This window comes from Pseudoduganella aquatica, assembly GCF_020865585.1.
In the GTDB taxonomy this organism is placed as follows: domain Bacteria; phylum Pseudomonadota; class Gammaproteobacteria; order Burkholderiales; family Burkholderiaceae_D; genus Rugamonas; species Rugamonas aquatica_A.
This window is the reverse complement of the sequence record NZ_CP086370.1, coordinates 853,612-866,869: the sequence shown is the minus strand read 5'-3', so window position 1 is coordinate 866,869 and position 13,258 is coordinate 853,612. Positions and strand designations below refer to the sequence as shown.

Genomic DNA, 13,258 nt, shown 5'->3' with positions numbered 1-13,258 from the left:
CGGCTTCGCCTAACCCGCCCTACGCATGCTATTTTTTCGGTGGGGGAACCGGGACCAGATTGAGGTCCTGGAAGTCGTAGCTGAAGTCGGTTTCGGCGGAGACCGGCTTCATCTTCATGCGCTCGATGCTGCCGTCCGGGTTCAGCGCGAAGCTGACGTAGGCGTCCGCGTTGAAGTTGCGCTGGCGCCAGCGGACGATGAAGGTGTCGTGCTGGAAGTGCTCCAGGTCTCCCACCAGGTCCGGCGTCTTCACGAAGCGCATGACCTGCTTCCCGCCTTCGCGCTGGATGGTGACCGCGCCGTACCACGCGTCCTGGTATTCGCCTTCATAGGCGGCCAGGGCCAGTGAGGGCTGCGACTTGGCGGCGCGCGCGGACGATGCCGTGCCCACTTTCGCCAACTCTTCCTTGTGCTTGGCCTGCTCGTCCGCCGACACGATGCCGATCCAGTCGCTGGCGGGCACGTTCATGTACTGGTCCAGCAAGCGCCATTGCAGCGCGGTCATCGAACCGCTGTTCTCGGCGTTGGTGAAGATGGCGATGCCCAGTTTTTCCTCCGGCACCATCAGCACGCGCGAGTAGAAGCCTTGCAGCGCGCCGCCGTGCAGGGCGATCTTGCGGCCGCGGTAGTCGCGCAGCTGGAAGCCCAGGCCATAGGCGGCGAAGTTGGGCCTGGTGGCGGCCAGCGGCGGCTTGGGTTCGCTGATCTTCATCGGCGTTTGCGCGGTCCACATTTCGCGCAGCTGCTTGTCGCTGATGAGCTGCTTGCCGTCCGGCGTTTTGCCGCCGGCCAGCAGCATATTCATCCAGCGCGCGATGTCCTCGGCGCTGGTGTTGATGCCCACCGCGCCGATGGCGTTCTCCACCGGCATGGGCTTGACCACGGTGGTGGTTTCGCCCACCTTGCTGTGCGGGGCCGAGTAGTCGGCCGTCTTCAGCATGGCGGCCACGCTGGTGGTGGTGCCGTCCATGCCCAGCGGCGCGAGGATGCGCTCGCGCACGGCGTCGCCCCAGGGCTTGCCGGCCTTGTCCGCAATGATTTTGCCGGCCACGATGTAGAGCAGGTTGTCGTAGGCGTAGCTGTTGCGGAAGCTGGTGGCGGGCTTGATGTAGCGCAGGCGCTCGATGATCTCGTCGCTGGTGAAATTGGAAGTGGGCCACCACATCAGGTCGCCCGCGCCCAGTCCCAGGCCGCTGCGGTGGGTGAGCAGGTCGCGCACCGTCATGGCGCCGGTGACGTAGGAGTCGTACATCTGGAAACCGGGCAGGTGCTTGGTGACCGGGTCGTCCCATTTCAGCTTGCCCTCGTCCACCAGCATGGCCAGCGCGGCCGCGGTGAAGGCCTTGGAGTTGGACGCCACTTCGAACAGCGTGCGGCCGGTGACCGGCGCCGGGTCGCCCAGCTTGCGCACGCCGTAGCCCTTGGCGGCGATGACCTTGCCATCCTTGACGATGGCGATGGCGATGCCGGGCACGTCGAAGGTTTTCAGCACGCGGTTTACGTCCGCGTCGAGATCGAAAGGCGCCAGCGGAGAGGCGGCAGTGGCGGCGGCCGGGGCGGACTCGCCTACAGCCCAAGCCGCGCCGCTGAAAGCGACGCTGGCGGAAAACGCGAAGGCCAGTGCGGTGGCCAGTTTGGTGTGCACTACTTTCATTTTTTCTCCTGCAGCTTGTCGACTGCCTTCTGGGTGTCCGGGTGGTAGCGCGGGCGGGCTTCCTTGTACAAGGCCAGCGCCCAGTCGCGCTCCGCCGGGTTCTTCAGCAGCGCGGTGTACAGCGGCACCACGAACTTCTTGCGGCCCACGCTCATCAGGAAGGTGTTGAGCGGCGCGCGCACGTCGTAGCCGGCCTTCACCGACGCCAGGTAGAAGCGGAACGCCACTTCGTTGTTGCCGGTCTTGGCCAGGCCGAACGCCTGGTCCAGTTCCTTGAGCTGCGCGGCGCTGGCCTTGCCGTCGATATCGTTCAGGAAGTGCATCCACTCGAGGGCGATCCAGTTCTTGGTGGCCAGGCTGGTGGTGGGCAGCTCGCCTTTCAGCCAGGCGTCGCGCTGCGCGTCCAGTCCCGCCAAACGCGGCGAGGAGGCGTGCTTCGCGCTGGCGGGCACGCCGGCGCCGTGCAGCCATTCTTCCAGCTCGGCCTGCGACATCACCTCGGGGTGCTCGGCCAGCAGGTTTTTCTGCAGGTAGCTCACGAACTGCTCGGTGGTGGCGGACTGGAAGGCGTGCTGGTCGAACCAGCCGCGCAGGAAGGGATCGAACACGGCGCGGCCTGCGCGCTGCTCCAGCGTGTGCAGCAGCCAGGCGCCTTTCGGATAGGCCAGGCCTTCGTCGGTGTAGGTGGCGGAACCCGTGTCCGGATCGCGCGTGACCAGGGCCTGCTTGGCCGGCGGGATGTCCTTCAGCGAGGCGTACAGTTCTTCCTGCTCCAGCTGCAAGCCCATCTGCGCCACTTCTGCGCCGTACAGGCTTTCCACGATGCGGGTGGTGACATAGGTGGTGAAGCCTTCGTTGAGCCACCAGTGCTTCCACGAGGCGTTGGTGACCAGGTTGCCGGACCAGGAGTGCGCCAGTTCGTGCGCGATCAGGTCCACCAAGCTGCGGTCGCCCGCGATCATGGTGGGCGTGAGGAAGGTCATGCGCGGGTTTTCCATGCCGCCGATGGGGAAGGACGGCGGCAGCACGATCATGTCGTAGCGCCCCCAGCGATAGGGGCCGTACAGCGATTCGGCCGCGTCTATCATTTTCTCGGTGTCGGCCAGCTCGTAGGCGGCGGCGGCGATGCGGGCCGGCTCGGCGTACACGGCGGTGCGCGGACCCAGGTTGCGCACTTCGATTTCGCCGATGGCGATGGCCAGCAGGTAGGACGGCACCGGCTGCGGCATCTTGAATTTCCAGCCGCCCTGGCCGGTGGCCTTCTGGTCGTTCTCGGCGCTCATCACCACGCGCAGGCCGGACGGGGCGTCCACGCGGGCGCTGTAGGTGAAGCGCACGGCGGGGGTGTCCTGCACCGGCGCCCAGGAGCGCGCGTCGATGGTTTCGGACTGGCTGAACATGAAGGGACGCTTGCCGGACATGGTCTGCTGCGGCGTCATCCACTGCAGCGCGGACGCGGTGGGCGCGGTGCGGTAGTAGACGCGCACTTTCTTCGGCTGGCTGGCCAGCGCGATGCGCAGGGCCTGGCCTTTTTCGGCGTCCGGCTTGTCCATCATGTAGGAGGCGGCGCTCCAGCGGCCGTTCGGCTGCAGCATCTGCACCTTGGCGATGCTGAGCTGGCGCGTATCGAGCACCAGCGAACGGGCCGACTTGTCGAGCCAGTCCAGCGTCAGCTCGGCGTAGCCGCTCAGGGTTTTACGGCTGAAATCCGCTTTCAGGTCCAGGTGCAGGTCCGTGGTACGGACCTGGTCGTAGCGGGCGTAGCTGAGCGGATCTTGCGCCAGCGCGGCGGTTCCGCTTTGTGCCAGCAGCGCGCACAGCAACAGGCGCAGGGGGGTATGGTTGGGCATAGTCTTCTTTGGTTAAGAAAGGGCGCGGAGCAGAATAGCATAAAGGGCTGGAGGCAAGCAGTGCTATAATGCCGGCTGAACTTTAGGGAGTAGTCGGCTTCCGGTCCCGCCGGAAGAATCTGCGTCAACATAATCGGCCCGCAGGCCGTGGTGCAGATGGCCGCAGCACGTGCAGCATGCACGCGCCGCGCAGCTTGACGAGACTATCGATCGAGGGGCGGCCGCTATGGGCCGGAGCTGCCCCTGGATCTTTGGTTAACGTCCGGCCCTGAAGACCTCATCCCATGGAAGCTTTCCTCCTTTCTACCGGCATCGTTGCCCTCGCTGAAATCGGCGATAAAACCCAGCTGCTCGCATTCTGTCTCGCCGCGCAATTCCGCCGCCCGATACCTATCGTGCTGGGCATTTTCACGGCCACCGTGGCCAACCATGCTTTTGCCGGCGCGGTCGGCAGCTGGATCACCGGCCTGCTGGGACCGGACGTGCTGCGCTGGGTGCTGGGCTTGTCCTTCCTGGCCATGGCGGCGTGGATACTGGTGCCGGACGAAATCGACGAGGACGAGCAGCCGGCCGCCAAGTACGGCGTGTTCGTCACCACCGTGATCGCCTTCTTCCTGGCCGAAATGGGCGACAAGACGCAGATCGCCACCGTGGCGCTGGCGGCGCGCTTCGACAACCTGCTGGCCGTCGTCGCGGGCACCACCTTCGGCATGATGCTGGCCAATGTGCCGGCGGTCTACCTGGGCAAGAGCGTGGCCGCCAAGATACCGCTCAAGCTGGTGCACGGCGTTGCCGCCGCCATCTTCGCGGCGATCGGCATTGCGACGCTGCTGGGCGCGGGTTCGTCGTTCGGCGTCTGAGGCGGCTCTTGGCGGGTTACGGCGTGCCGCCTAACCCGCCCTACGCATGTTCCAGCAGCCCGATGAGGCGGAGTCCGTAGGGCGGGTTAGGCGGAGCCGTAACCCGCCAAGCCCAGCGTGACGGCGTGCGGCCGGCCGTCATCCACCAGCTGGATTTCGGCGCCGGTCTGCGCAACGCCGTCCACCGTCACGCCGGGCGGGCCTTCGCGCTTGATCGCGATGGTGTAGACGCTGGCGCCGTAACGGTAGCTGAGCGTATAGCCCGGCCACGCGGCCGGGATGCGCGGCGCCAGCGTGAGCTTGTCCGCCGTGCGCGTGAGGCCGAGCAGCGACTCCAGTATCAGGCGGTACATCCAGCCCGACGAGCCGGTGTACCAGCTCCATCCGCCCCGCCCCACGTGCGGCGACACGGCGTACACGTCCGCCGTCACCACGTAGGGTTCCACCTTGTACACCGCGCAGCTTTCCGCCGTGGCGCCGTGGCTCACCGGGTTAATCATGCGCATCAGCGCCCAGGCTTTCTCCACGTCGCCCATCTGGGCAAACGCCATCACGGTCCAGATGGCGGCGTGCGTGTACTGGCCGCCGTTCTCGCGCACGCCCGGCACATAGCCCCGGATGTAGCCCGGATTCAGGTCGGCCTTGTCGAACGGCGGATCGAGCAGCTGGATCAGGCCGAAGTCGCGCCGCACCAGGCGCTGGTCCACCTGCAGCATGGCGCCGTGCACGCGCTCCTTGGCCGCCGCGCCGGACAGCACGCCCCAGCTCTGCGAGATGGAATCGATCTGGCATTCCTCGTTCTCGCGCGAACCGAGCGGGGTGCCGTCGTCGAAATAGGCGCGGCGGTACCACTCGCCGTCCCACGCGTTCTGCTCCACATTGGCGGACAGCTTGCGCGCCTCCTCCCGGCATTCGGCGGCGAAGGCGTCGTCATGGCGGCGCTCGGCCACCACGGCGTAGCGCGTCAGCACGTCGTACATGAAGAAGGCCAGCCACACGCTCTCGCCCCTGCCCTCCTCGCCCACCTTGTCCATGCCGTCGTTCCAGTCGCAGGAGCCGATCAGCGGCAGGCCGTGCGTGCCGAAGCGCAGGCCGTTGCGGATGGCCCGCACGCAGTGCTCGTACACGCTGCCGGTGACGGCTGAGCGGGTCGGCATGTCGTAGTAGGAATCCTCCTCCGGTTTGACCAGGCGGCCTTCCAGGAAGTGGACCACTTCGTCCAGCACCGTCAGGTCGCCGGTGCTGGCCACGTAGCGCGCCACCGCCAGCGGCAGCCACAGGTAGTCGTCCGAGCAGTGCGTGCGCACGCCCCGGTCCGACGGCGGATGCCACCAGTGCTGCACGTCGCCTTCCACGAACTGGTGCGCGCAGCACAGCACGATATGGTCGCGCAGCAGCTTCGGCTCGGTGTGCACCATGGCCATGGCGTCCTGCAGCTGGTCGCGGAAGCCGAAGGCGCCGCCGGACTGGTAGTAGCCGCTGCGCGCCCACATGCGGCAGGCGATGGTCTGGTACATCAGCCAGCCGTTGGCGATCACGTCCAGCTCCGGCTCCGGCGTGGCGATCTGCACCGCGCCCAGCGTGCGGTCCCAGTGCGCGCGCACGGCGGCGAGCGCCTCGCGCGCGGCGGCCTGGCCGCCATGCTTCTGCACCAGGCTGGAGGCGTCGGCGTTGCGGCGTCCGCCCAGGCCCAGCAGGAAGACGATCTCGCGTTCCTGGCCCGGCATCAGCTCGAACGGCACCTGGATGGCGGCGCAGGAATCGAGCGCGCTGCCGACCTTGCCGGACAGGCGCACGCGCCGCAGCGCCTGCGGGCTGGCCAGGCTGCCGTTGCGGCCCAGGAATTCGGTGCGGTCCGCCGTGATCGAACGGGTGGTGGCGTCCGCATTGAAGAAGGCCACGCGGCCGGAGAACTCGGTGTTGTAGGGATTGCGCGCAAACAGCGCGCCGCTGATGGGGTCGACCTCGGTGATGATGTGCATGCCGGACTTGGAGCGCATATCGCCCAGCACCCATTCCACATAGCCGGTGGCCGACAGGCGGCGCGGCGCCTGCGAGTCGTTGCGTATCTTGAGCACGGTGTAGCGCAGCGGCGCGTCCAGCGCCACGTAGGTGGTCAGCTCGCTGGCGATGCCGGACTCGGTGTGCTCGAACACGCTGTAGCCGAAGCCGTGGCGGGTGACGTAGTCGCCGCTGCCGCGCGCGGGCAAGGCGGTGGGCGACCAGAAGTGGCCGCTCTGCTCGTCGCGCAGGTAGAAGGCCTCGCCGCTGCCGTCCGACACCGGATCGTTATGCCAGGGCGTGAGGCGGAACTCGTGCGCGTTCTCCTGCCAGGTGTAGGCCTGGCCGCTTTCGGAAATCACGCTGCCGAACTGCGGATTGGCCAGCACATTGGACCACGGCGCCGGCGTGCGCTGGCCCTCGCTGGTGACGATCACGTATTCGCTGCCGTCGGCCGAGAAGCCGCCGATGCCGTTGGCCAGCTGCAGGCCTTGCGTGGCCGGGGTTTGCAGATGGGGCGCGGCCTCCTCGTATTCGCCGCGCGGGTCCGCCTGCAGCTGCGGCATGCGCAGCGGCGCCGGGCCGGGCCGCTTGAGCTGCTCGGCCAGCGTGCCGCGGTCGTCGCTGATGACGGCGCGCGCCACCGACTGCAGCAGGATGCGGTCTTCCGGCGCGATCTGCTCGCCCACGCGCACGAAGATGCCGCCGGGGCGGTCGATGGCCTGGGCGTCGATGCCGGAGGCGATCAGGCCCATGATCTGGTCCTGCAAGGCCTGGCGGTAGCCGGACAGGTCTTCGCACCAGATCACCAGGTCCACCACCAGCCCTTTCAGGCGCCAGTAGGCGTGCGCCTGCACCATCTGCCGCGCCAGCTCGATATTGGCCGGGTCGCGTATCTGCAGCAGCACGATGGGCAGGTCGCCCGAAATGGCGTAGGCCCACAGGCCGGACTGGCCGCGCTGGTTCTTGCTCAGGATGCCGGCGTCGGCGCGCAGGGTGGCGTTCGGGTAGATCACATGGCTGGCCAGGCGGCCGTACAGCTGGGCGTCCGTCTCGCTGGCGTTGAGCTGACGCAGCACCACCTGGCTGTGGGTCCAGGCCAGTTCGAACACGCGGTCGGCCAGGTGGCGGTCCTGGTATTTGTCGATCAGGTGCAGCGCCGACTCGCGCGTGTCCGTCATGCCGGTGACGATATCGACCGTGGCCGATTCGTCCGGTTCCAGCACGATCTGGTAGCGGATAGCCACGATGGGGTCCAGCACCGAGCCTTCGGCGCCGCCCAGCGGGCCGGGCTCGCGCAGCGCGCGCGGCGAGGCGGCGGTGCTGCCGCGCCCGATGAAGCGCGCGCGGTCGGTTTCATACGAGACGTTGCTGATGGCCGCGTCGTGCAGCGTCATCAGGTGCAGCATATACGGCATGTGCTCGCCCTTGCCGCGCGGACGGCGCGTGCACAGGATGGCCGTTTCCTGCGGCAGGATCTCGGTCTGCACGAACAGCTTGGAGAAGGCCGGGTGCGCCGCGTCGGCCGCCGCCGGCGCCATCACCACCTCGGCAAAGCTGGTCACTTCGATGGTGCGGCGGCGATCCGATTTGTTGGTGATGCGGGTGCGCCGCATTTCAATGTCGTCCTCCGGCGAGACCACGATTTCCGTGTACAGCTCCAGCTCGCGGTCGCTGCGCCGGAACTCGGCGCGGCCCTCGGAGAAGATCACCTCGTATTTGCGCGGCTCAACCAGCGTGGGCTGGTAGGTGGTGGACCAGTAGGTGGCGTCGTCCAGGTCGCGCACGTAGCAGAAGCTGCCCCAGTTGTCGCGCGTGCTGTCCTCGCGCCAGCGGGTCACGGACAGGTCTTTCCAGCGGCTGTAGCTGCCGCCGGCGCCCGTCACCATGACGTGGTAGCGCCCGTTCGACAGCAGCTGGATTTCCGGCACCGGCGCGCTGGGCTGGTTCAGGATGCGCATCGGCATGGACTGCTCGGCCGCGTCGCTGCGGATGGCGGCCTGCTCGGCGGTGTTGGAGTAGAAGGCGCCCGCCTGCGGGCTGCGCTCCTGCAGCACCAGCAGCGCCGACTGCAGCAGCGGGTCGGCCTCGAAGCGGCGCTGCATGGGCCGGTCGTGCAGCAGATAGCTCAGCGACAGCAGGCCCATGCCCTGGTGGTGCACCATGAAGGAACGCACCACCGCGTGGCTCTGGCCGCGCGGCAGGCGCGCCGCCGTGTAGTCGATCGCCTCGTAGAAGCCGTAGCGGCCCATGAAGCCCAGGGCGGCCATCTTCTGCAGATTGATGCAGGACGCTTCCGGGTTCACCATCAGGCCCATCATGGTGGCGTAGGGCGCCACCACCAGGTCGTCCGCCAGGCCGCGCTTGAGGCCAAGGCCAGGCACGCCGAAGGCGCGGTACTGGTAGTTCAGCGCCGCGTCCACCGTGTTGTAGCCGGACTCGGATATCCCCCACGGCACGTTGCGCTGCTTGCCGTAGTCGATCTGCGCGCCGATCACGGAATGGTAGGTCTGGTCCAGCAAGGTGCTGGGGTAGTTCGGCATCACCAGCAGCGGCATCAGGTACTCGAACATGGAGCCGCTCCACGACAGCAGCACCGGCTTGGCGCCCAGCATGCACAGCTGGCGGCCCAGCGCGAACCAGTGCTCCTGCGGCAGCTGGCCCTGCGCAATGGCGACGAAGCTGGCCAGCCGCACTTCGGAAGCCAGCAGGTCGTAATAGCTGGCGTCCAGGCGGCGCTCGGTGACGTTGTAGCCGATGGCCAGCAGATTGGTGGTGGAGTTGTACAGGAAGCCGTATTCCATCTGCGCGAATTCCTGCGCCTGGCGCGCCAGGCGCTCCAGGTCCGCGATGCGCGCGCGCGCCTGCTCCTCGCCTTGCGGCATGGCGGCCAGTTCGCGCAGCGTGGGAATGCGCAGCAGGCTGGCCTCGAACACTTCGCCCGATGCGACCCAGGGCGCCAGCAGCAGCAAGTCGTCCAGCGCGGCCTGGCATTGCACGGCCAGCGCGGCGGCCCACATCTGCAGCGCGGCGTCGCTTGGCTGGTAGGCGGCGCTGGCGGCGGCGGCCTGCTTCAGCCAGGCATGCAGCTCCAGCAGATTGGCAGGGAACATGGGGCGCAGCGGCGCAATGTCCTGCTGCAGGCGCACCAGGCGCAGCAGGGCTTCAGGCGCTTCTTGTTGCGTCCCTTGCTGCGCCCCCTGCGGTGCTCCGGGCTGCGCGCCCGGTCCGGCGGCGGCCAGCTGCGCCGCCTCGGCCAGCACTTCGATGGTGGTGCAGATGCCGTCCACGATCTGCGGCGCCACGATGGGCGCGTCTATCTGCTGCAGCAGGCCTTGCTGCAAGGTGAGCAAATGGCCGGCCAGGTTGCCGCTGTCCACCGTCGAGATATAGACCGGGTACAGCGGCTTCATGGTGAGCGTGTCGTACCAGTTGTAGAAGTGGCCCTGGTGGCGCTCCATCTGGCTCATGGCGTGCAGCGTGCCCTCGGTGCGCGCCACCAGCTGCGCGCCGCAGATATAGCCGAAATCGTGGGCGGTCAGATTGGCCAGCAGCGCCATGCCGATATTGGTGGGCGAGGTGCGGTGCGCAATCACCTGGACCGGATGTTCCTGCATATTGTCGGGCGGCAGCCAGTTGTCGGCGGGGCCGACGAAAGTCTCGAAATAGGCCCAGGTCTTGCGCGCCAGCAGATGCAGGAAGCCGTGCTGCGCGGCGTTCAGCTCCGCCCGCTCGCGGCGCAGCGGCTGGCTGATCCACCATGCCACGGCTGGCGCGCCCAGCCAGGCGCCCAGCAGCACCAGCGCGGCGGGGAGCGCGGACGGGCGCCATACGGCCAGCGCCGCGCCGGCGGCCAGCGCCAGCACGGGCGAAGCGGCCATGGCGCGCCAGTACGCCGGCATTTCGTTGGCCGTATCGGGGCCCGCTTCGCGCGCCAGCGTGGAGGCGCGCCATTGCAGCAGGCGGCGTTTCGACACCAGCGTGCGCCACAGCGTGCGCGCGATGGCGTCCACGCTGAACCAGGTTTCGTAGGGCAGGAAGACCAGCGTGAGCAGCGCGTGCGAGAACTGCATGCCGCTGCGGCGCGCGCTGGCGTTGACGTGCTGCGTCCACAGCGTATCGCGCGGCTTGTGCAGCAGGTCGTACAGGGCGCTGGCCAGCGGCGGCACGAAGATCACGGCCAGCACGGCCAGGGTCCAGAACCACGGGTCGGGCAGCGTGCTCCAGGCCAGCAGCAGCGACAGCGTCAGCGCCGGCGCCACCAGGCTGCGGCGCAGATTGTCGAACAGCTTCCAGCGCGACAGCGCGGACAGCGGATTGCGTTCGCGCTGGCTGCCGCGCAGCGGCACCTTGCGGCCCAGCCAGGACAGCAGCTGCCAGTCGCCGCGCACCCAGCGCTGGCGGCGGCTGATGTCGTCGCTGTAGCGGGCCGGGTACTGCTCGTACAGCTGGGCGTCGCTCAGCAGGCCGGCGCGCAGGTAGCAGCCTTCCAGCAGGTCGTGGCTGAGGATGCGGTTGTCCGGCATGCGTCCGCCCAGCACCTGCTCGAACACGTCCACGTCGTAGATGCCCTTGCCGATGAAGGAGCCTTCGTAGAACACGTCCTGGTAGACGTCGGACACGGTGCGGGTGTAGGGGTCAATGCCCGGCTCGCCGCCACACAGCTTTTCATAGCGCGAGGCTTGCTCGCTGGGCAGGCTGACCGTGACGCGCGGCTGCAAAATGCCGTAGCCCTCGGTCACGCGCCTGAGCTGCTGGTCCACGCGCGGGCGGTTCAAGGGGTGCTGCATGGTGGCCACGAACAGGCGCGCGGCGTCGCGCGGGAGCTGGGTATCGGTGTCCAGCGTGATGACGTATTTAAAGCTTTCCAGGTCGCTGGTATCGCCCGCCACCAGCGAGAAGCGGTCGCGCGCGCCGCCGCGCAGGAAGCGGTTCAGGTCCTCCAGCTTGCCGCGCTTGCGCTCGCGCCCCATCCACGCGTTCTCGGACGCGTTCCACATGCGCGGCCTGTGCAGCAGCAGGAAAGGCCCGGCCGCCGCATTGCCCTGCGGGCCGGCGTTGGGAGCGGCGCCGCGCGGCGTGGCGTCCGCGCCGGCCGCGTACTGCGCGTTGAGGCGGGCGATGGCTTGCTGCGCCTGCTCGAGCAGCGCGGCGTCGCCGGGCTGCGTTTCCTCTTTCGCGTCGGCGAAATCGGTCAGCAGGCAAAAGCGCAGGTTGTGGTCGCGGTTGGCAAGGAAGCGCACCTCGAGCTGCTCGAACAGCTGCTCCACATTGTCCTTGCTGTACAGGAGCGTGGGCACCACCACCAGCGCGCGCGCGTCCGGCGGGATGCCGCGCCGGTAGTCCATGCGCGGCAAGGGATGCGGCCGCGTGAGCAAGGTCGCGGCCCAGTTCACCAGCGCCTGCGCCAGCTGGCTGCTGCACAGCAGCGCCAGCACGGCCAGCAGCGCCAGCGGCCAGCCGCTCACACCCACCTTGCCCGCGTGCTCGGCCAGCAGGCCGGTCACCACCACGGCGATGGCGCCTATCGCGCCCAGGTAGGACGCCAGCGGCGCGGCGCGCATGGTGCGCTGGAGCGAGGCCAGCGGCGGCAGGCGCACGCCGGCCTGCTGCTCAAGCGCCAGCAGGCCGCGGCCCACCAGGTAGTAGCCGATGTGGGCCTGGCGCGGGTCCGCGTTGCCGCTGCGCCCACTGGCCAGCTGCAGCGCCATCACGGCGATTTCCTGTTCGCTGTGCGGCGAGCAGCGCGCCAGCTTTTCGATCACGTGGCGGTACTGGTCGCGCGTGGCGAAGTCCATTTCGCCGTAGATGTCGGCCGGGTCCAGGCGCAGCGTCTGTTCGACGGCGCTCATGGTCTCGACGAATTCCTGCCAGTCCATGGTGCCGAGGAAGCGCAGGCTGCCGATGCTGTTGGCGATGGAGAGCTGCTCGGCGGCCTGCTGCTGGATCTCGGCCTGGATCTGCTGTTCTATGGTCTGGCCGGATTCGGCCAGGCGCTGCGTGACCCAGGTCAGCGCCAGCGTCAGCATGGCGCTCTGGCCTTGCAGGCGGCGCGCCAGTTCGGCCACGAAGCCGCTGGTGATGGGCGGATTGGAGCGCGCCATGTCGGCCACCAGCAGTATCAGGCCGCTGGGGTTTTTGTCGGCCACGTCCATCATCTGGTCGGCCCAGGTGTTGGCCAGGTCGCGCTGCAGGCGGTTCTCGGCCACGCGCGCGGCCACGCGGCGCAGGTTCTCGATCAGCGCCAGACGCAGCATGATGGGGATGGCCCACAGTTCGCCCAGCTTGAGCGCGGCCACTTCCTGGTAGGCGTCCACAAAGCGGCACAGGCTTTCCGGGTCGACGCGGCCGTCGCCGTGGGCGATGATTTCCAGCGCGATCTGGTACACGCGCGGCGTGCCGTCCGGCGCGCCCTTGGCCAGGCGCGGCAGCTCTTTGCTGTAGTCCTTGGGCAAGTGGCGGCGCGCCGTGCGGATCTGTTCTTCGATCAGGTAGGAATTGTCGAGCAGCCATTCGGAGGCCGGCGTGATCTGGCGCGCCTGCTTGACGGCGGCGGTGAGCTCGTCGCAGGTCTGGGCTATGACCTCGGCGTTTTCGGCCAGGCGCGACAGCAACCGGTCCGGACCGCCGCGCGTGCTCAGTTCGTGCGTGGCGGCCAGCAGCTTGCCGTGGGCCGCCATTTGTTGCGCGCTGAACAGCTCGCCACGTAGCGGAGTACTGTCATCAGCAACGCCGCCCGGCAATCCGCCTGGCGTCTCCTCGCGGAAACCCAAGGTAGCACTAGGCAACAGTGTCCGGTGATCGCTCAACTTGAACCTCGCATTTCTACCTGATAAGGATAGAGAAGTATGGTCCAAGCAACACTACGGAGGCGCACGTATGGAAATGCGCGG

4 protein-coding genes and 1 riboswitch are annotated in these 13,258 nt (G+C 68.0%); of the genes, 1 reads left to right on the top strand and 3 read right to left on the bottom strand.

The features are described 5' to 3' along the window. Positions 1-28 precede the first annotated feature (28 nt). Positions 29-1,654, bottom strand: coding sequence for a serine hydrolase (locus KT882_RS03805; RefSeq protein ID WP_228894480.1), 1,626 nt, complete (start codon positions 1,652-1,654; stop codon positions 29-31). Continuing rightward, positions 1,651-3,504, bottom strand: a complete 1,854-nt coding sequence (locus KT882_RS03800) for a M1 family metallopeptidase (RefSeq protein WP_228894479.1) — start codon at positions 3,502-3,504, stop codon at positions 1,651-1,653. The genes KT882_RS03805 and KT882_RS03800 overlap by 4 nt, the downstream gene beginning before the upstream one ends. 85 nt (positions 3,505-3,589) lie before the next feature. Then, a riboswitch (yybP-ykoY riboswitch) is annotated at positions 3,590-3,727 on the top strand. Between the two features lie 61 nt (positions 3,728-3,788). On the opposite strand from KT882_RS03800, the gene KT882_RS03795 reads away from it, so the two are divergent. After that, positions 3,789-4,364: a TMEM165/GDT1 family protein gene (locus KT882_RS03795; RefSeq protein WP_228894478.1), complete on the top strand. Its 576-nt coding sequence runs from the start codon at positions 3,789-3,791 to the stop codon at positions 4,362-4,364. 86 nt (positions 4,365-4,450) lie between these two features. Here KT882_RS03795 and KT882_RS03790 read toward each other — a convergent pair whose 3' ends face one another. After that, positions 4,451-13,153: a GH36-type glycosyl hydrolase domain-containing protein gene (locus tag KT882_RS03790; protein WP_407682033.1), complete on the bottom strand. Its 8,703-nt coding sequence runs from the start codon at positions 13,151-13,153 to the stop codon at positions 4,451-4,453. Between the last annotated feature and the right edge of the window lie 105 nt (positions 13,154-13,258).